At 65.2% G+C, this 18,016-nt stretch carries 14 protein-coding genes; 9 read left to right on the forward strand and 5 right to left on the reverse strand.

The window, feature by feature from the left end:
• Positions 1-416: 416 nt before the first annotated feature.
• On the reverse strand, positions 417-1,982 hold the full coding sequence (locus Q2M23_RS01865) for a winged helix-turn-helix domain-containing tetratricopeptide repeat protein (protein ID WP_316393922.1): 1,566 nt from the start codon (positions 1,980-1,982) through the stop codon (positions 417-419).
• A 232-nt stretch (positions 1,983-2,214) separates the two neighbouring features.
• On the opposite strand from Q2M23_RS01865, the gene Q2M23_RS01870 reads away from it, so the two are divergent.
• Complete coding sequence (locus Q2M23_RS01870; protein ID WP_316393924.1) at positions 2,215-3,807, forward strand: gamma-glutamyltransferase family protein; 1,593 nt, start codon at positions 2,215-2,217, stop codon at positions 3,805-3,807.
• Between the two features lie 54 nt (positions 3,808-3,861).
• Here the strand turns inward: Q2M23_RS01870 and Q2M23_RS01875 are convergent, their stop codons facing one another.
• From Q2M23_RS01875 to Q2M23_RS01885, 3 genes are all read right to left on the reverse strand, one after another.
• Positions 3,862-4,638, reverse strand: a complete 777-nt coding sequence (locus Q2M23_RS01875) for a TetR family transcriptional regulator (RefSeq protein ID WP_233475250.1) — start codon at positions 4,636-4,638, stop codon at positions 3,862-3,864.
• Positions 4,639-4,764: 126 nt separating this feature from the next.
• Positions 4,765-5,970: an amidohydrolase family protein gene (locus Q2M23_RS01880; protein ID WP_168855334.1), complete on the reverse strand. Its 1,206-nt coding sequence runs from the start codon at positions 5,968-5,970 to the stop codon at positions 4,765-4,767.
• 55 nt (positions 5,971-6,025) lie between these two features.
• On the reverse strand, positions 6,026-7,153 hold the full coding sequence (locus Q2M23_RS01885) for a polysaccharide deacetylase family protein (protein WP_168855413.1): 1,128 nt from the start codon (positions 7,151-7,153) through the stop codon (positions 6,026-6,028).
• 19 nt (positions 7,154-7,172) lie between these two features.
• Between Q2M23_RS01885 and Q2M23_RS01890 the strand changes: the two genes are divergently transcribed.
• The 8 genes from Q2M23_RS01890 (at position 7,173) to Q2M23_RS01925 (ending at position 16,896) form a co-directional block, all read left to right on the forward strand.
• Complete coding sequence (locus Q2M23_RS01890; protein WP_371852122.1) at positions 7,173-8,381, forward strand: ABC transporter substrate-binding protein; 1,209 nt, start codon at positions 7,173-7,175, stop codon at positions 8,379-8,381.
• Positions 8,382-8,421: 40 nt separating this feature from the next.
• Positions 8,422-9,297, forward strand: coding sequence for a branched-chain amino acid ABC transporter permease (locus tag Q2M23_RS01895; RefSeq protein WP_168855335.1), 876 nt, complete (start codon positions 8,422-8,424; stop codon positions 9,295-9,297).
• Positions 9,294-11,828, forward strand: a complete 2,535-nt coding sequence (locus Q2M23_RS01900; RefSeq protein WP_316393928.1) for a branched-chain amino acid ABC transporter ATP-binding protein/permease — start codon at positions 9,294-9,296, stop codon at positions 11,826-11,828. The genes Q2M23_RS01895 and Q2M23_RS01900 overlap by 4 nt, the downstream gene beginning before the upstream one ends.
• Before the next feature lie 31 nt (positions 11,829-11,859).
• Positions 11,860-12,861 (forward strand): DUF2877 domain-containing protein, encoded by a 1,002-nt coding sequence (locus tag Q2M23_RS01905; RefSeq protein ID WP_168855337.1) that lies wholly within the window; start codon positions 11,860-11,862, stop codon positions 12,859-12,861.
• 101 nt (positions 12,862-12,962) lie between these two features.
• Positions 12,963-13,154, forward strand: a complete 192-nt coding sequence (locus Q2M23_RS01910) for a hypothetical protein (protein WP_168855260.1) — start codon at positions 12,963-12,965, stop codon at positions 13,152-13,154.
• Positions 13,155-13,164: 10 nt separating this feature from the next.
• Positions 13,165-14,415, forward strand: a complete 1,251-nt coding sequence (locus tag Q2M23_RS01915) for a DUF1116 domain-containing protein (RefSeq protein ID WP_316393931.1) — start codon at positions 13,165-13,167, stop codon at positions 14,413-14,415.
• Positions 14,412-15,953, forward strand: a complete 1,542-nt coding sequence (gene fdrA, locus Q2M23_RS01920) for an acyl-CoA synthetase FdrA (protein WP_316393933.1) — start codon at positions 14,412-14,414, stop codon at positions 15,951-15,953. The genes Q2M23_RS01915 and fdrA overlap by 4 nt, the downstream gene beginning before the upstream one ends.
• The gene (locus Q2M23_RS01925; protein ID WP_316393935.1) at positions 15,937-16,896 is read left to right on the forward strand and encodes a carbamate kinase; all 960 of its coding nucleotides are present in this window, start codon (positions 15,937-15,939) and stop codon (positions 16,894-16,896) included. The genes fdrA and Q2M23_RS01925 overlap by 17 nt, the downstream gene beginning before the upstream one ends.
• Positions 16,897-17,017: 121 nt before the next feature.
• On the opposite strand, the gene Q2M23_RS01930 is transcribed toward Q2M23_RS01925, so the two are convergent.
• The gene (locus Q2M23_RS01930; protein WP_316393936.1) at positions 17,018-17,947 is read right to left on the reverse strand and encodes a sugar-binding protein; all 930 of its coding nucleotides are present in this window, start codon (positions 17,945-17,947) and stop codon (positions 17,018-17,020) included.
• Between the last annotated feature and the right edge of the window lie 69 nt (positions 17,948-18,016).

Raw genomic sequence — 18,016 nt, forward strand, 5'->3', positions numbered from 1 at the left:
ACTCCATCATTGAACCAGAGCATCGCGGGCTCGTGAATCAAATATTCGAAACCTCAGACGCCTTCATGGAGTTTTCCAATGCTCGATCTCCTCAGATTGAGCTGATCCCAGGCCAGATCCAAAAGATTCAAAGATCGGGGGCTGCGGTTTTCCGCGGAGACGCTCCCCTTCGTCCTCGACCTCTATGAAGAGCTGCTTCCGCACAGCGCGCATTGGAGGCGTTTTTCTGAGTGTTGGGAATGGCGGCAACGCTCCCCCGCTACCACGGGCTATGAATCTCGCCACGCCAAGCGTCGATCCTCCACCATTGCACAATCCAGACCGCCTCGGCGCTCAGGAATTTGAGGTTGAAGCAAGCCGAGGCGGAGCACCGCTGTCGGTCATTTCGAACAGCCTGTTGTGACCCTCGTTACGGCTCAGCCGGATAAGCCGGCTTTGCGCAAGCCGTCGAGGAAGTGCTCGCGTTCGGCAGAAATTCTGTACCTTTCTGCCCGTGCTCGAACGAGATCGAGGGTGTTCGCTGGCGGCGTTGCGCCGTTCGCGCTCATTTCTCGACAACGTTCCGTGACGAACGCTTCGGCTTCGGATCGCGCTTCGCTGAGCCGACCCATCTGCGCATAACAGGCGGCAAGCAGACTGTGCGACCAGCGGTCGGGGGATCGCGCCTCCATCAGCGTCTTGACTGCTTCATCGTACTGGCGCCCGGAATAGAGCGCGAGCGCGTGGTACCAGTGGTACAGATTGGGCGGGAAGGGATTCAGTCGTTTGGCCGCACCGATCCATGTGAGGGCCTCTCGCCACCGTCCCCAGTAGACCAGAATGTTCGCGAAAACGGCGGCGACGTCGGCGTCGTTTGGATTGAGCGCGAGAGCCCGGCTGAAATGGATTTCGGCCTTGGCGTCCTCGCGACGCAGGAACAGCAATTGCGCGAAGACGCCATGGGCCCAGGCGTCGCCGCCGTCGATGTCGAGCGCGGTCTCGATCTCGCTCAGCGCGTCGTCGAGCTTCGCCATGCCGGGCGATTCGAGAAACACGTCGCAGACGATAGTCCAGGCAATGTTGACGTGAGCGCGGGCATATTGCGGATCGAGCGCGACGGCGTCCCGGAAAAACTGCCTGGCTTCCGCCATGCCCTTCACCGTCAATTGACGCCACCGCTCGTTGCCCAGCAGAACCAGGTCATAGGCGGTGATGCTCGGGGTCGGCTTGCGTCTGGCGATCTCGCGGCCGGCGTCCTCGAGCCGGCCCGGAAGGGCTGCGACGATTGCGCGGACGATCTCGTCCTGCAGGGCGAAGATGTCCTCGAGTTCGCGGTCGTAGCGCTCGGTCCAGAGATTGTAACCGCTGGCGCCATCGAGAAGCTGGACGGTCACCCGCATCCGGCTGCCGATCTTGCGCACGCTTCCTTCGGCCACGTACCTGACGCCGAGTTCGCGGCCGACTCGCTTGATCTCGGGCGTCTTGCCCTTGTAGGCGAAGCTGGAGTGGCGGGCGACAACGAACAGCGAGCGGAAGCGCGACAGTTCGGCGATGATGTCTGCCGTGATTCCGTCGGAAAAATATTCCTGCGCGGCATCGCCGCTGAGATTCGAGAACGGTAGCACCGCAAGCGACGGCCCATCCGGCACCGTCGGTGCCGGCGAGGTGGGCAGGCCGGCGCCGGATTCGGCAGCGACCAGTGGCCCGACGTAACGGTAGCCGCGGCGCGGCAGGGTCTCGATCCAGGTCGCGCCGCCCTCTACGTCGGCAAATACCCGCCGCAGAGCGGCGATCTGCACAGTCAGGTTGCTCTCCTCGATCGCAAGCCCCGGCCACGCCGCCTGCATCAATGCGTCCTTGGAAACCGGCGTTCCGGCCTGCTCGACAAGCAGGCGAAGCAGCGTCACCGCGCGCCGCCCGAGCGCGACCGGTTCGGACTCTCGAAACAACATCACGGCTTCCGCGTCGAGGCGGTAGGGGCCGAATTCGTGGATCGTCGCCATGGTTCGGGAGACTACATTTTTTGCATCTTTTTCGGAACAGATTCAGGGCCTCCGGGAATTCGGCGCCCCGCTGCCGCTGACGCGCAGCTTTGCGCGGCCGATTTCCGCTTCGCCTTGATCCACCTCGCGCGGCACCTCCGCCAGCCGTTCGCGCCGCCGCGGCGAGGCGACGGCTGCTTGACAATGTAAGTAAGAATATTATTACAAGCTGCTGCTTTCGGAGAACGCTTTGATGCTGCAGACCAAGCGAAGCTATAGCGGAATGGTGACCGCGCCGCATCACCTTGCGGCGCAGGCCGGGCTCGCCGTCCTCTCCGAAGGCGGCAATGCGGTCGAGGCGATGATTGCGTCCGCCGCCACGATCGCGGTGGTCTATCCCCATATGAACGGCCTCGGCGGCGACAGCTTCTGGCTGGTCGGCCGGGCGGGCTCCGCACCGGTCGGAATCCAGGCGTGCGGACGGTCGGCGAAGGGCGCCAGCCGCGCCTGGTATCGCGAGCATGGCTGCAGCACCATCCCAAGCCGCGGACCGCTCGCGGCACTCACCGCCGCCGGGACCGTCGATGGCTGGCAGAAGGCCTATGAGCTCAGCCGCGATCGCCATGGGGGGCGCATGCCGCTGTCGCGGCTGCTCGAACCTGCGATCGGCTACGCCGCCGATGGCGTCGCCGTGACCCAGACCCTGCACGACAACACCTCGAAGAAGCGCGCTGAGCTGCAGGATGTGCCGGGCTTTGCCGATGTCTATCTGCCGCAGGGCGTTCCGCTTGCAGTCGGCGCGCGGTTGCGGCAGCCGCGCGTGGCAGACACGTTGCGGCAGCTGGCGCAAGCCGGCCTTTCCGATTTCTATCGCGGCGACCTGGCGCGTTCGATGGCCGCTGATCTCGAACGGCTCGGCAGCCCGCTCCGCCTATTCGATCTGGAGCAGCATCAAGCCGCGCTGGTGACACCGCTGTCGGTCGATGTGGCCGGGCACAAGGTGTTCAACATGCCGCCGCCGACGCAGGGCCTGGCCTCGCTGTTGATTCTTGCGCTCTATGCCCGGCGCATGGCGAAGGAGGCGGACGGGGTCGATCATCTGCACCGGCTGGTCGAGAGCACGAAGGCGTCGTTCCGCATCCGCAATCGCTACGTGACCGATCCCGACTACATGGCGCGGTCGGTGGCCGAGTTTCTCACCGACGAGTCCATTGCGGCGCTCGAAAAGACGGTCGCCGTCGATCATGCAGCGCGCTGGCCTGACCCGCCGGCCCAGGGCGATACGGTCTGGCTCGCTGCGACCGACCGGAACGGCCTTAGCGTCAGCTTCATTCAGAGCATCTATTGGGAGTTCGGCTCGGGCGTCATCCTGCCCCAAAGCGGGGTCACCTGGCAGAACCGTGGGACGAGCTTCGGTCTCGCCGAGACCGATATCAACCGCCTGGAACCTGGGCGGCTGCCGTTCCACACCATTCAGCCCGCAATGGCTGAACTCAGCGACGGCCGGCTGTTGTCCTACGGCACGATGGGCGGCGAAGGGCAGCCGCAAACCCAGGCGGCGATCTTCACCCGCTACGCGTTGCACGGTCAGGACCTTCAGTCGACAGTGACCGCGCCGCGCTGGCTGCTCGGTCGCACATGGGGCGAGGAGAACAACAATCTCAAGATCGAATCGCGTTTCGATCCTGCCGTCGTCGACGCGCTGCGGGCGCTCGGCCACGACATCCAGGTGGTCGGTGCGTTCGAGGAATTCATGGGCCACGCCGGCGCAATCGTCTGGCACCCGGATGGACTGCTCGAGGGCGCCAGCGATCCTCGCAGCGACGGCGTCGTCGCTGCCCGGTGAAGCGAGCACCCTTAGCGCTCACCCGCAGACTGTTCGGAATTTGCCGCGCGCGAGCTAGCGTGCGGCGCCGGCCGGTGTTCTGGCTGCGGACGGTTTCCGTTTTCCCTCGCTTGCGGCCGCCGTCGCCGTCAACCAGGTCATGATCACGTCCAGCGCGTGGTGGCGACGTTTCTCCAGCCAGTCCGGCTCTCCCAGATCCTTGTCGAACATCGCCGACAGCGTGTAGCGGTTGGAGACATGAAAATAGCTCATGGCCGTGATCGTGACGTAGAGCTGAACCGGATCGACGTCGCTGCGGAACGGCCCGACCGCAAGGCCCCGGCGAAGGATATTTTCGATGCTCGCGACCAAGGGTAGCGTGAGGTCGGCGATCTTGCGCGATTTGCGCAGGTTACGCCCACGCTGCAGGTTCTCATTGTTGATCAGGGCGATATAGTTCTGGTGCGCTCCGAAAAAGGTGAACGTGAAGTTGATCAGCTCGCGCATGGCCGCGACCGGATCGAGGTCGTCGAGCTTGAGTTGCTGTTCGGCCGCGCGGATCTCGGTGTAGACGTGCTCGAGCACGGCGAGATAAAGGCCGTTCTTGTCGCCGAAATAGGCGTACAGCAACCGCATGTTGGCTTTGGCGCGTTTCGCGATGGCTTCAACCCGAGCTCCGCCAATGCCGTTGCGGCAGAATTCGAACGTCGCCGCGTGCAGGATCGCTTCCTTGGTCAACGCGGAATCGCGTGCCCGTCTGCCGCGTGTGGCGCTGCGGGCCGGGCTGGTCGATGCTGTCGTTTCAGTCACGGGACAAGCTTTTCTCAGGTTGTACGAGCCCAGCGCGGACAATATGCCCCCGCCCATCATGTTCAACGGGATGCGGGGCCCTGCCGTGCAGGCTCGCGGGATTGAGATCGCTATTGCGGTGGCTCGTCAAGGGGTAACCTTCCCGATGTTCCGGTCTCCACATCCACATCAACGCGCCGACGTCACGACCGTGCCGCCATGCGCGACGAGGCGCCCATTCTTGTAGACGTCGCGCGGCCTGGGCCGGGCCACCACGGCCTCTTGCACGTGCTGCGCGTCGATCACGACGAAGTCCGCCGCCGCGCCCTCGGCCACCCCATAGTCCGGGAGGCCGAGTGCCTGCGCGGCGTTGGTGGTCACCATGTCGAAGGCCGCCGCCAGGTCGGCATCGGTGCTGAAGCCGGAGCGGTAGCCGACGATCATGGCGCGCTCCAGGAGGTCGCCGTCGCCGTAGGGCCACCAGGAATCGCGGATGTTGTCATTGCCGGCGAATATATTGACGCCGGCATCGCGCAGCAGCAACACCGGCGGAAACGCATGCGCTCCGGGCGCGTTGGTCAAAATCGCGACCCCGGCCTCGGCGAGCAGCTGCGCGGTGCGCTGAACCACGTCTCGCGGCACCTCGCCGAGAGCATAGGCATGGCTGATCGTGACCTTGCCGCCGAGCCCGAGGGCCTTGGTCCGACGTGCAATGTTCTCGATCTCGAAAATACCGAGCAAGCCGCCGTCATGCAGGTGAATGTCGATGCCGACCCCGCGCCGATCGGCAATGCCGAAGATGACGTCGAGATGCCCGTCGATGTCGCCATCGTAACCCGCCGGATCGAGGCCGCCGACCAGGTCCGCGCCGGCGCGAACCGCCTCGTCGAGCAATCCGGCCACGCCCGGCGACGTCACGATGCCGCTTTGCGGAAAGGCGACGATCTGGACCGACACCTTGTCGCGGTGCGCGTCACGCGCCGCCATGACCTGCTCGAGATTGCGCAACCCGACCTGAAGGTCGATATCGACGTGGCTGCGCATCCAGGTCGTGCCGTGCGCGACGCAGAGGTCGATCAGCGCGGCCGCCCGCACCGCAATCGGCCTCGCGCCGGCAAGCGCCTCCTTCTCGAACTTGACGCGCTCGCGCACGCTGAAACCGGCGGTGCAGGGGCGGTGGGACTTCCAATCGTCGCCGACGAAGCCCTTGTCGAGGTGGATATGACCATCGACCAGCCCCGGCAACACCAGGCGTCCGGCTAGATCAAGGGTTTCGCCGGCCGCGACCGGCGATTGCGACGCGATCGAGGTGATGCGGCCATCGCGCACGGCGATATCGACGGTGCGCCCATCGACCAATCGGGCGTTTCGAAACAGCGTGTCGGCAGTGCTCACTGGTCGTCTCCGGTTCGTCGCAATGGCGAGGCGATCGGGGCCCGATTCGTTTTCATCATGTTGGGACGATGCCATCGGGCAGCGCGCGCGAGAATGCGGCTATACCTCCGGCGGTGGTGATCCAGATCTCGTCACGCCGCGCCAGGATTGTCTGCAGGGCGCGCCGCAGCGGACGTAGGCGGTGCGGCTGGCCGACCAGATAGGGGTGCAACGCAATTCCCATGACGAGCGATTGCCTTTTCGACTGTGCCAGCATCTCCTCGAACGTCTCGGTGATCATGGCGGCGAACTGCTCGCCGGAGTCCTTGCGACCGACGATCGAAGGGATATCGTTCAACTCCTGCGGATAAGGCACTGAAAGGATGCGGCCGCCGTTCCGCGTCGAGAACCACACCGGCTGATCGTCCATGCACCAGTCGAGCAGGTACTCGTAGCCTGCTTCGGCCAGCAGATCGGGCGTGACCTGTGATTGCGAAATCCAGGGCCCCAGCCAGCCGCGCGGCGGCCGCCCTTCGGCTCGCGCGATGACATCGGTCGCTTCCGCGATCAATTGCCGCTCCTCGTCGGGCGCAAGCACACCCTGGCGCTCGGAATTGGTGCGGCCGTGACCGACAATTTCGTCGCCGCGGGCGCGAAATGCCTCCATGACTTCAGGGCAGTAGTGATAGATGCTGCTGTTTGCGAGCACCGACAGCGGCAGCTTCAGCTCGTCGAACAGCTCGATCAGGCGCCACACGCCGACACGGTTGCCATAGTCGCGCCAGGCATAGTTGAGGACGTCCGGATGCGGACCGCCGGGGCAGAGCTCGGCACCGAGCCCGTCGCCGAATGCGAAATGCTCGAGGTTGAGACCGACGTAGACGGCAAGCCGCCGCCCTTGCGGCCAATTGAAATCCGGGCGTTGCCCGATCGCGCTGTAGCGATAGCGTCCGTGAGCGGCGAGGACCGGTCCGACAGAATCCGAGCGCAGCACGGCTTCCCTGCGCGACAGGCGGTCGCCATCTTCCGCGATCGAGATCAACACGTCGCCGGCCTCGACATTCCTTGGGTCCATCGGAATTTTCCCCGCGCGGTTGATCGCTCGCTTGACATCGGAATATTTTTGAAGAAAGTTTTTACTTCCGTCAAGTCCGCGCATAAGCGGCAGCGGAGGAACTGGCGGCTTCGATGCCGAGGCCGCCATCAGCGGAGGAACACCGAACATGAACTTCAGGAGCATAGTTTCGTCCGGACCTGCGCGTCGTTGGCCGGCTTGGCACGCCGCTGCGACGATCCTGCTGGCCGCGTTGCCGTTCGCGTTCGGCGCGCGCGCGGCCGAACCGATCAAGATCGGCCTGGTGACCGCCCTGTCGGGACAGTCGGCGCGCGCCGGCGAGGCGCTCACCCGCGGAGCGACGATCGCCATCGAGGAAATCAATGCGAAGGGCGGCGTGCTCGGACGTCCGCTCGAGCTCGTCCGCCGCGACGACGAGAGCAATCCGGCCAAAGGGCTGATCGCGGCGCGCGAGTTGATTCAGCGCGAGAAGGTCGCGGTCCTGGTCGGCGGCCTCGACACGCCGGTCGAGCTCGCCATCGTGCCGTTCGTCAACAACGTCAAGGTGCCGTTCGTGGTGCCATGGGCCGCCGGGACCAACATCACGCGGAACGGCGCCCCGTCCAACTACGTGTTCCGCGTCTCGGCCATGGACGATGAGGTCGATAAGGCGATCGTCCAGTTCTCGCGCAAGACGTACAATGCGAAGAAGCCCGGGCTCATCCTGGTCAACAATCCCTGGGGCGAGTCGAACGAGCATGGCCTGAAGGCGGCATTGAAGGCCGCAGGAATCGAGCCTGCCGGCGTCGAGAAGTTTGAAGGCAACGACGTCGATGTCGTTTCCCAGCTGTCGCGGCTGAAGCAGGCGGGCGCCGATACGCTCTACCTGGTCGGCAACGTCGGACCGTCCTCCCAGGTGGTGAAATCGCTCGACCGTATGGGCTGGGCGCCGCCGATCGTCTCGCATTGGGGGCCGGCCGGCGGCCGCTTCACCGAGCTCGCCGGGCCGAGCGCGGAGAACGTGATCTTCGTCCAGACCTACAGCTTCTTCGGGAACTTGTCGCCGGTCGGCAAGCGGGTGATGTCGGCCCTTCAGGCGAAGTATTCGGACATCAAGGGGCCTGCGGACGTGACGCCGGCGGTTGGCGTGGCCAACGCCTACGACTCCATCCTGGTCATTGCGCGAGCGATCGAAAAGGCCGGTGGCACCGAACCGACCGCCGTCCGTGACGGCTTCTACGCCATCGATCGCGTGGATGGCTTGATCAAGACCTACGAGAAGCCGTTCGCGCAGGACAAGCACGATGCGCTGACGGCGGGCGACTACATCTGGGCGCGGTTCGAGGACAACCACATCATGCCGTTCGCACGGAACTGACCGCGCGAGATCGTCCGACAAACAAGCAGGGTGGTCATCGATGTCATTTCTTCCCGCGGTGATAACAGGACTGGCGCTTGGGAGCATGTACGGGCTGCTTGCGCTTGGCTTCCACGTTACCTACGCCGTCTCCGGCACGGTCAATTTCTCCCAGGGCAGCTCGATGACCCTGGGAGCCGTTGCCGGCTACTTCTTCCTCGTGCTGTGGGGCTGGCCGGCGGCGGCCGGCATTCCCTCCGTTCTGCTCGTCTGCGCGGTCTATGGCCTGCTGATTGAGCGCTTTGCGGTTCGGCCATTCGTGCAGCGCGGCTCCGACAACTGGCTGATGGCGACTGTTGCGGTCGGCATCATCGTCGACAATGTGATGATGTTCGTCTTCGGCAAGGAGCCGCGCAGCTTTCCGTCCGTCCTGGCGGCCAAGCCGATCCAGATCGTCGAGGGCGCGGGGGTCTATCCGTTGCAACTCCTGATTCCCGTGGTCGGATTGCTGCTGGCGCTGGCACTTCATCTGCTCAGTCGCAGGACGCGTCACGGCGTCGCCATGCTCGCGGTGGTCCAGAACCCGAACGCCGCGCGGCTGATGGGCATCAACGTCAGCGGCGCCATCGCGGCAAGCTACGCGGTCTCGGCGATGCTGGCCGGGGTTGCGGCGCTGCTGATCGCGCCCCTGTTCAACGTGTCCTCGGAAATGGGCACGCTGTTCGGCATCAAGGCCTTCGCGGCGGCGATCATCGGCGGTCTCGGCAGCGCCTGGGGCGTGATGCTGGCCGGGCTCTGCCTCGGCCTGATCGAGGTGTTCGCGACCAACTATCTGGGGTCGGTCTACACCCAGATCATCACATTCGCCTCGGTGATCGCGATTCTTGTCGTCCTCCCCCACGGGCTGCTCGGCCGAGCCGGAGTGAAAAAGGTATGACCTCTCGCGTCTCCGTTCTCGCCGCCGTCGCGGCACTCGCGGCCGCCATCCTCTATGCCGCCGTTGCCGACAGCTACGGCGTATTCCTGGTCGCGACCATCGCGCTGACGGCGATCGCTTGTATCGGCCTCAACGTGCTGCTCGGTCTCGCCGGGCAGATCTCGCTCGGCCACATCGGCTTCATGGCGATCGGGGCCTATACGACCGTGCTCCTGATGGAGAAGGCAGGGTGGCCCTATCTTGCGGCGACGGCTGCAGCGATTGCTCTTGTCAGCGTCGTCGGTGGTCTGCTCGCGATGCCGGCCTTGCGTGTGCGAGGTCCATATCTCGCGATGGTGACAATCGCCTTCGGCTTCATCGTCGAGCACGGCACGATCGAGTGGCGCGACCTCACGGGCGGCGGCAACGGCCTGATCCTGACCGCGCCGCCGGAGGTGTTCGGCTTTCCGCTGTCGGAGCGGCATTTGGCGATCGTGGGCGTCGTGCTGGTGTTCGCCGGCCTCATCCTGTTCGAGCGCCTGAAGCGGAGCGGCTGGGGCTACGCCATGCGTGCCGCCCGCGACACCGAGGTTGCGACGCGCTCGATCGGCATTGATCTCGTGCGGGTCCGCACCGTGGCGTTCATCATCTCGGCGGCAGCGATGGCGTTGGCGGGGGCGCTATTTGCGCCCCTCCAGGGCTATATCAGTCCAAGTTCGTTCCCCTTTCTGCAATCGATCCTGCTGCTGTTCGGCGTCATGGTCGGCGGCGCCGGCTCGGCGCTGGGGCCGGTGATCGGGGCGGCGCTCGTCGTGCTGCTGCCGGAAATGCTGTCCGATCTCGCGGAGTATCGTCTGCTTGCCTTTGGCGTGTTGCTCTTCGCCGTGCTGCGGGTCGTGCCCTCGGGCATCATGGGGCTGATCGAGCAATTCGCTGCAAGGTTCCTGCCGGCGGGATCGAAGGCCGATACGGGCGCGGGGGCCGTCGAGCCGGTCGCCGACCTCAGCATCGGAACCAGCAGCGCGTCGCGTCTTGACGTCGCAAACCTCTCGATCTCGTTCGGCGGTGTCCGCGCCGTGCAGGACGTCTCGTTTACCGCCGAACCCGGCACGGTAATCAGCGTCATCGGCCCAAATGGTGCGGGGAAAACCAGCGCGCTGAATCTGCTTTGCGGCTTCTACCGCCCGAAATCCGGCACTGTGAAGCTTGGCGACCGCGACGTCACCGGCTTGCCGTCGCACCAGCTTGCGCGTGTCGGAGTGGCGCGAACGTTCCAGACGACGCAGCTCTTCGGCTCGCTCTCGATCATCGAGAATGTCCTGCTGGCGGCGACGGCCGGCAAGCTCGGTAACATCGTGTCGGCGCTGCACAATGACGCGCAGGAGCGCCTTGCACGGTCGCTGTTGCGCTTTGCGGGTGTCGACGGCGATTTGAGCAGACGCGCGGACGCGCTGCCCCATGGTGAGAAGCGACTGGTCGAGATCGCGAGGGCGCTCGCCTTGCGTCCGAAGGTCCTGTTGCTCGACGAGCCGGCCGCGGGTCTTTCGAAGGGCGACAAGCAGCGGCTGACGGTTCTGCTCCGTCGCATCGCGGAGACCGGGATCGCGGTCATCATCGTCGAGCACGACATGCCGATGATCATGTCGCTAAGCGACCTCATCGTCGTTCTCGATGGCGGCAAGCGCATCGCGATCGGCGATGCGGCGGCGATCCGCAACGATCCGCTGGTCCGCAAGGCCTATCTCGGCGATGCGCCGTCGGGTGAGCGGCGCCGCGCGACGCGCCCGGCAAAACAAGGCACGGCGCTCGAAGTCCGCACGCTCGATGCCTTCTATGGCCTGTCGCGGGCGCTCGGTGGGATCGACCTTGCCGTCGCGCCCGGCGAGGCCATCGCCGTACTCGGCGCCAATGGAGCGGGCAAAACCACCCTGATGCGCTCGATTGCCGGTCTCGAACCACCGCGGTCGGTCGGCGAGATCCGGCTGTCCGGCGCCCGCGTCGACAAGATGCCGGCGCATATCCGCGCCAGGGCCGGCATCGTGCTGGTACCCGAAGGACGGCAGGTGTTTCCCGAGCTGACGGTGCGGCAGAACTTGCAGCTCGGCGCTTTCGCACGCAAGGGTCTCGAACTCGACGCGGAGATCGACGCGATGTTTGCCCGCTTTCCGCGCCTGAAGGAGCGTATCAACCATCGCGCGGGCCTTTTGTCGGGCGGCGAGCAGCAGATGCTCGCAGTCGCGCGTGGGCTCCTGACCGCGCCCAAGGTCTTCATGCTTGACGAGCCGTCGCTTGGACTGGCGCCGCTTGTCGTCGACGAGTTGTTCGCCTCGTTCGAGCAGCTTCGCGTCGAGGGGATGACCCTGATCGTGGTCGACCAGATGGCCGGGCAAGCCCTTGCGCTTGCCGACAGGGCCTATCTGCTTGAGACCGGCACCATCCTGAAGAGCGGTGCGGCCGAAATCATCGCGGAGGATCCCTCGCTTGAAGCCGCCTATCTCGGCGGAGAGGCCCACGGGAGTAGCGTGCCGCGAACCGCCGTGCTCACGTCCTGACGCCATGGTTGCGCAGCGGGAGATCGGTGTGATGCGGCTAGGCAATACGTTTCGCGACCTGCCCGGCGCGCCCGTGTCTGAACGATTCGACGGCGGTGCCGTAATCGAGGTCGGCGTGCTTGCGCGCCGCGCGCTGCGCAGCGGACGGCGCGGCCGTATTGCGGCGGTGTTCGAGCGCAGCCTTTATGCGGTGCTCGACGATTGCTGGATCTGCATCGGTGTCAAAGACCTCGGCTCCGGCCCGCTGCATCTTCGGTGCACCGGGATCGAGCCGCGGCTGCTCGTTCCAGGACAAGAGGTTGCGATCGTCGACACGATGCTGCTCGTCGACGGTATGCGGTTTGCCGGTTTCGAGACGGCCTCCGTATGGGCGCCGCCGCCGTCGCCGGAATGGACGCTCGACAGTTTGCGGGTAGGGCTTGCGATGGTCGATCAGGTCTGGCGTCGCTTGCCGGTCGAGCAGGGGCTGGCCGCCTCGGGTGGCGCGGAGCCGCCCACAAGGCCGTCGCGGGTGCTCGCTGCCGCGGCGCCGGCGCTCGCCGCGCTCAAGCAATTGATCGAGGCCGGGCTTCGCGGAGAGCGATGCGTACCGCGTGACTACCCGGAGATCGTCGAATTGATCGGACTTGGTCCCGGGCTCACGCCATCCGGCGACGACTTGATCGGCGGCGCGCTGGTCGCGCTCGCCAGCCTCGGCCGTCTCGCGACGCGCGACGCGCTGTGGAAGACCTGTCGCGCGCATCTCGGCCGGACCAATCAGATCAGTGCCGCCCACCTGCACAGTGCCGTGCTTGGCTTCGCGGCGGCGGCGCTCCATGAAGCCATCGACGCGACGATTGGCGGACGGGTCGATCGTATCAAGTCCGCGGTCGCGGCGCTGTCGCGGATCGGGCAAAGCTCTGGACTGGATGCGTTTGCAGGTGCGCTGATGGTGTTGCGCGCGATCGAGTGCCGGCTGCTCAACGACAGCGCGCTGCATCATGCCGGCCTCACCGGCAACGGCCCGCCGACGCGATCAATCGCACGGGCCTAAACGATCATGCGACACAACGGGAATTCGGACGACAGGTTGCATGTTTGACAAAGTAAAAACCTTCTTACTAAGATCGATGATCGGATCTCGGGAGGCCGCAAGTGGTGACCAAGCAGGAAGGGACGCCGAGCGGGCGTTTGTTGATGAGCAAGCCGAGCGTGGTGAACGTCGGGCTGGCAGGCTTTGTGAAGGACTTGCGGGACTGCGATGTCGAGGTCGTACAGGTCGACTGGACGCCTCCTGCCGACGGCGATCCCAAAATGGCGGCACTGCTCGCCAAGCTCGGTACGTGAGAGCGCGGCCATGAAGCTGATCGAAGACGCCAACAAGCAGGCGCTGGCCCGCATCCTCGAGGGTGAGCCCAGGCTGATCGATATCGTTCCGGCACGCGACGTGCTGGAAGGGTTGAAGGAACGCATGATCCTTCATGCCGGGCCGCCGATCACCTGGGACCGAATGTGCGGTCCGATGCGTGGCGCGGTGGCAGGCGCCATCGTGTTCGAAGGCTGGGCTCCGGATCTTGAAGCCGCCTTCGAACTCGCGGCCGGCGGCGGCGTCGCCTTCCACCCCAATCATCATTTCGGCGCGGTTGGTCCGATGACCGGCATGACCACGGTCTCCATGCCGGTGTTCGTCGTCGAGAACGTCAAATACGGCAACCGCGCCTACTGCGCCATCAACGAGGGCCTTGGCAAGGTCATGCGCTTCGGCGGCAATGACGATAGCGTGCTGGCCCGCCTCGGCTGGCTGCGTGATGTATTCGGCCCGGTGCTGGCCAGGGCGATCCGCGCGCATGGCGGGATCGACCTGAAGGCGATCATCGCGCGCGGGCTCTCGATGGGCGACGAAATGCACCAGCGCAACCTGGCTTGCTCCAGCGTGTTCCTGCGCGAGATCGGGTCGGCGTTGGCGCGCACTTCGAGCGACAACGAGGTTCTCGCAAGCTGCATTGGCTTCATCGCGCAGAACGATCAGTTCTTTCTCAACATCGCGATGGCGATGGGCAAGGCGCTGACCGATCCCGCCAGCGGGATTCGCGGTTCGACGGTGGTGACCGCGATGTGCCGCAACGGAACCGACTTCGGGGTCCGCGTCAGCGGATTGGGCGATCGCTGGTTCACGGCGCCGGTGGAAATGCCGGAAGGGCTCTATTTCCCGGGCTATTCGCGCAAGGATGCCAATCCCGACATGGGCGACTCTGCGATCGTCGAGACGGTCGGGCTTGGTGGCTTCGCGATGGCAGCAGCTCCGGCAGTTGCCGGCTTCATCGGCGCTGGCGCACCGTCGTCGGCGGGCAATTTCACGCGGGCAATGAGTGAAATCACCGTCGGGCAGAATCCGGAATGGACGATCCCCGCGCTCGACTTTGCCGGCGTGCCGACCGGCATCGACGTTCGCCTGGTGGTGGATACCGGCCTTGCACCGGTCATCAACACCGGCATCGCGCATCGCGAGCCCGGCATCGGCCAGGTCGGCGCCGGCGTGGTGCGGGCGCCGATGGCCTGCTTCCGGCAGGCCGTCCTCGCCATTGCGGAAGATCTGGGGGTGTCATGAGCGCGTTTGTCCTGAACGAAATTCGCAAGGGCTTCTATCTCGACTCGGTGGCGTTGATGCGGTTGTCGCGGGAGGTCGCGTCGGCGGCGGGCGTCGTCGAAGCCGCGCTGATGATGGGCACGCCGTCCAACCAGGCGATCCTGCGCAACGCCGGATTGCTCGACGGCGAGGTGATCGCGCAGGGCAATGATCTGATCCTAGCAATCAAAGCCGAAAGCGAAGCGGCGGCACGTGCCGCGCTTGCCGAAGCGCAAAAGGCGCTCGACCGTCCCAAGACGAGCAGCACCGGCGAAGCAGCGTGGCGGCCGCGCAGCATTGCCGCGGCCGTCAAGGCCGCACCCGCCGCCAACCTCGCCCTGATCTCCGTTCCCGGCGAGTTCGCCGCGGCGGAAGCGCGCAAGGCGCTGAACCGCGGACTTCATGTCCTGATGTTCAGCGACAATGTCTCGATTGCGGATGAATTGTCGCTGAAACAGCAGGCACGCGAAGCGGGCCTCTTGATGATGGGGCCGGACTGCGGCACGGCGGTCATCGGCGGCGCGCCGCTCGCCTTCGCCAACCGACTGAAGCGCGGCAGGATTGGGATCATCGGCGCATCCGGGACCGGGACGCAGGAGGTGTCGTGCCTGCTGTCCGAGGCGGGCGAAGGCATTTCCCACGCTATCGGCGTCGGCGGACGGGATTTGAAGAAGGAGATTGGCGGCATCACGACATTGATGGCGATCGACGCCCTCGATGCCGATCCCGAGACCGATCGCGTCGTGCTCATCTCCAAGCCGCCCCATCCGGACGTCGCCAGGGCCGTGCTTGGCCGGATCGGCCGGAGCTCGAAGCCCTACACAGTGTGCTTCATCGGCGCCGCCGCGGCGGACCTGCCGCCAAATGCACGCTTTGCGACTACATTGACGGAAGCGGCCGAAAAAGTCCTGGGCAACGGCCGGAGCATTGGCGGCAAGTTCGACGCTGCCGCCGTGGCTGCGCGTTTGCCGCCGCGACGCAAGGCGGCGCAGCGGATCGAAGGGCTGTTCGCCGGCGGCACGCTCTGCGCCGAGGCGCAGGTGATCCTTGCCGCGGGCGGTCGCAAGGTGGCATCGAATGCCGCCATTCCCGGCGTCCCGCATTTCAGCGACCCGGAAGCGCAGGGGAGGGACCGCATCGTCGACCTCGGGGCCGACGAATATACCCAGGGCCGGCCGCATCCGATGATCGATCCCTCGGTGCGCGACGATGCGTTGCGGGCGGCGCTGGCCGATCCCGCGGTCGCCGTCATCCTGCTCGATCTCGTGATCGGATACGGCGCACATGACAATCCGGCAGCGCATCTTGCGGCTGTCGCGGCGGGCCGCGCGGATGACGCGCCGGTCCTGGTTGCGTCAGTGACGGGGACCGAGCTCGATCGCCAAGTGCGTTCGGCGCAGATCAGGCTGCTCGAGGACGCCGGCATCGTGGTGGCGCCGTCGAATGCCCAGGCCTGCGACCTTGCTCTCGCTTTTTCCGTCAACGACGTCAGGATGCCGCGCTATGCGAACACTCAATGAGGTCCCGCGCCGTCTCGTGATCGCGATCGGCGGCAATGCCGTCCACCCCGAAGACATCAGCGGCACCTCGGACGAGCAGAAGGCGGTCGCCCAGCATACGGCCGAGGCGCTGCTGCCGCTCGCCGAACTCGACAACGAACTGGTGATCACCCACGGCAACGGGCCGGTGGTGGGCAAGATCATGATGCGCCAGATGCTGACGATGAGCCGGATCCCGCCGATGTCGATGGACATCTGCGTCGCGCACAGCCAAGGTGGCATCGGCTATCTTCTGATGCAGGCGATTGAGAACGTCTTGCGCGCGCATGGCAACGGCCGGCACGTCGCCAGCCTGCTGACCCAGGTCGAGGTCGACGCCAACGATCCCGCCTTCGCCAATCCGACCAAGTTCGTCGGACCGTTTTTCACCGAGCAGGAAGCCCAGCTCATCAGCGCCGAGTTGAACTGGAAAATGCGCGAGGACTCCGGGCGTGGCTGGCGCCATGTCGTGCCGTCTCCGAAACCCAAACATGTCTGCGACATTTCGCTGGTCGACGCGCTGGTCAAGCGCGGCACGATCGTCATCGCAGGCGGCGGCGGCGGTATGCCCGTGATCCGCGACGAACGGGGCGTGCGCACCGGCGTGCCGGCAGTGATCGACAAGGATCTGACCTCGGCCCATATCGCCAACGTGCTTGGCATCGAGGAACTGCTGATCCTGACCGCGGTGCCCCGCGTCGCGATCAATTTTGGCAAGCCCGACAAGAGGGAGCTGGATCAGGTCAGCCTGGCGCAGATCAAGGCCTATCATCGCGAGGGCCATTTTCCGCCGGGAAGCATGGGGCCCAAGGTCGATGCCGCCATCCGCTTTCTCGAAGGTGGTGGAAAGCGCGCGATCATCAGCCATCTTAATTGCGCAATGGGCGCGCTGACCGGCGAGACCGGGACCCACATCGTTCCCTAGCGCTCGTCAGATGCGATGGCGGCGCCATTGATGATGGCCGCCGGGATCTGCCCGGCGGCGATGTCGGTCGGCCGCGAGCACAGGTCCGGATCTATGCCGCTCCGCTCGGGCTGCTGCGCGCCTATTTCAGCATCGCCGCGACGTTGTCCTTCGTCACAACGTGGAGACCGGTGTGGATCGGCGGCACCTTCTGGCCCTTCTTGATGGCAAGCAGCGTGTCCATCGCTTTCTCGCCCATTTCGAACGGGCGCTGGCCGATCAGCGCATTGGCGTAACCCTCTTTCAAAAGCTCAAGCTGCATCTTGAGGGTGTCGGCCACGACGAGCGTGAACTTGCCGGCGTCCATGTCCTTCTTGCTCTTGCTGGCGAACGCCTTGAAGCCTTCGGGCGCGAACATCGGCCAGCCACCGACCGGGATGATGGCTGCAAGGTCGGGAACAGCGGTGCGCAGATCGGTCATCTGCTGAACGCTGAGCGCGGGATTGTCGTTGCAGAAGGTCGGCGAGCCCCCGACCTCGGTCCACTTCGAGCCCTTGAGTGCCTCACGCACGCCGTCGACCCGCTCGGCCAGGTTCTCCGCACCCGGCCCGCCGGAGATCATCGCGTATCTGCCGCCATCAGGCCGCAGCTTCAGCAATTGCTTGCCGAGCGCGAGGCCGAACTCCTTGTTGTCGGTGCCGATATAGGCAATCCGCTTCGAGCTCGGCGCGTCCGAGTCGAAGGTGATGACGGGAATGCCGGCTGCACTTGCCGCCTCGATCGACTTGGTCATCGCGGCAACGTCGGCAACCGAGATGGCCAGGCCATCCACCTTTTGAGTGACGAAATCCTGGATGATCTGCGCTTGCGTCGCCGGCTCGTGCTCGACAGGACCCTTGTAGATGCATTCGATGTTGCCGAGCTCCTTGGCGCGTTTCTGGCAGCCGTCGCGCGCGAAATCGAAGAACGGGTTGTTCATGGCCTTGGGCACGATCACGAATCTGTAGCTCTGGGCCAGGCCAGACGTTGCCATCATGGCGAGGACCGCAGCGGCAAGAAGTGCCTTTCTCATTGTTTCCTTCCACATTTCTTATCGTGCCTATCCGTTCAAATCTGCGGCTCCGGGAGGCGGATAGGCGGA

This window comes from Bradyrhizobium sp. 33ap4 (genome assembly GCF_032654765.1).
GTDB classification, from domain to species: Bacteria; Pseudomonadota; Alphaproteobacteria; order Rhizobiales; family Xanthobacteraceae; genus Bradyrhizobium; species Bradyrhizobium australafricanum.

Excerpts from the sequence above, each read along its gene's own strand:
- fdrA (WP_316393933.1), top strand. The coding sequence starts at position 14,412 with ATGAGCGCGTTTGTCCTGAACGAAATTCGCAAGGGCTTCTATCTCGAC.
- Q2M23_RS01900 (WP_316393928.1), top strand. The coding sequence starts at position 9,294 with ATGACCTCTCGCGTCTCCGTTCTCGCCGCCGTCGCGGCACTCGCGGCC.
- Q2M23_RS01915 (WP_316393931.1), top strand. The coding sequence starts at position 13,165 with ATGAAGCTGATCGAAGACGCCAACAAGCAGGCGCTGGCCCGCATCCTC.
- Q2M23_RS01930 (WP_316393936.1), bottom strand. The coding sequence starts at position 17,947 with ATGAGAAAGGCACTTCTTGCCGCTGCGGTCCTCGCCATGATGGCAACG.
- Q2M23_RS01865 (WP_316393922.1), bottom strand. The coding sequence starts at position 1,982 with ATGGCGACGATCCACGAATTCGGCCCCTACCGCCTCGACGCGGAAGCC.
- Q2M23_RS01885 (WP_168855413.1), bottom strand. The coding sequence starts at position 7,153 with ATGGCGGCCTCGGCATCGAAGCCGCCAGTTCCTCCGCTGCCGCTTATG.
- Q2M23_RS01905 (WP_168855337.1), top strand. The coding sequence starts at position 11,860 with ATGCGGCTAGGCAATACGTTTCGCGACCTGCCCGGCGCGCCCGTGTCT.
- Q2M23_RS01925 (WP_316393935.1), top strand. The coding sequence starts at position 15,937 with ATGCGAACACTCAATGAGGTCCCGCGCCGTCTCGTGATCGCGATCGGC.
- Q2M23_RS01895 (WP_168855335.1), top strand. The coding sequence starts at position 8,422 with ATGTCATTTCTTCCCGCGGTGATAACAGGACTGGCGCTTGGGAGCATG.
- Q2M23_RS01870 (WP_316393924.1), top strand. The coding sequence starts at position 2,215 with ATGCTGCAGACCAAGCGAAGCTATAGCGGAATGGTGACCGCGCCGCAT.
- Q2M23_RS01890 (WP_371852122.1), top strand. The coding sequence starts at position 7,173 with ATGAACTTCAGGAGCATAGTTTCGTCCGGACCTGCGCGTCGTTGGCCG.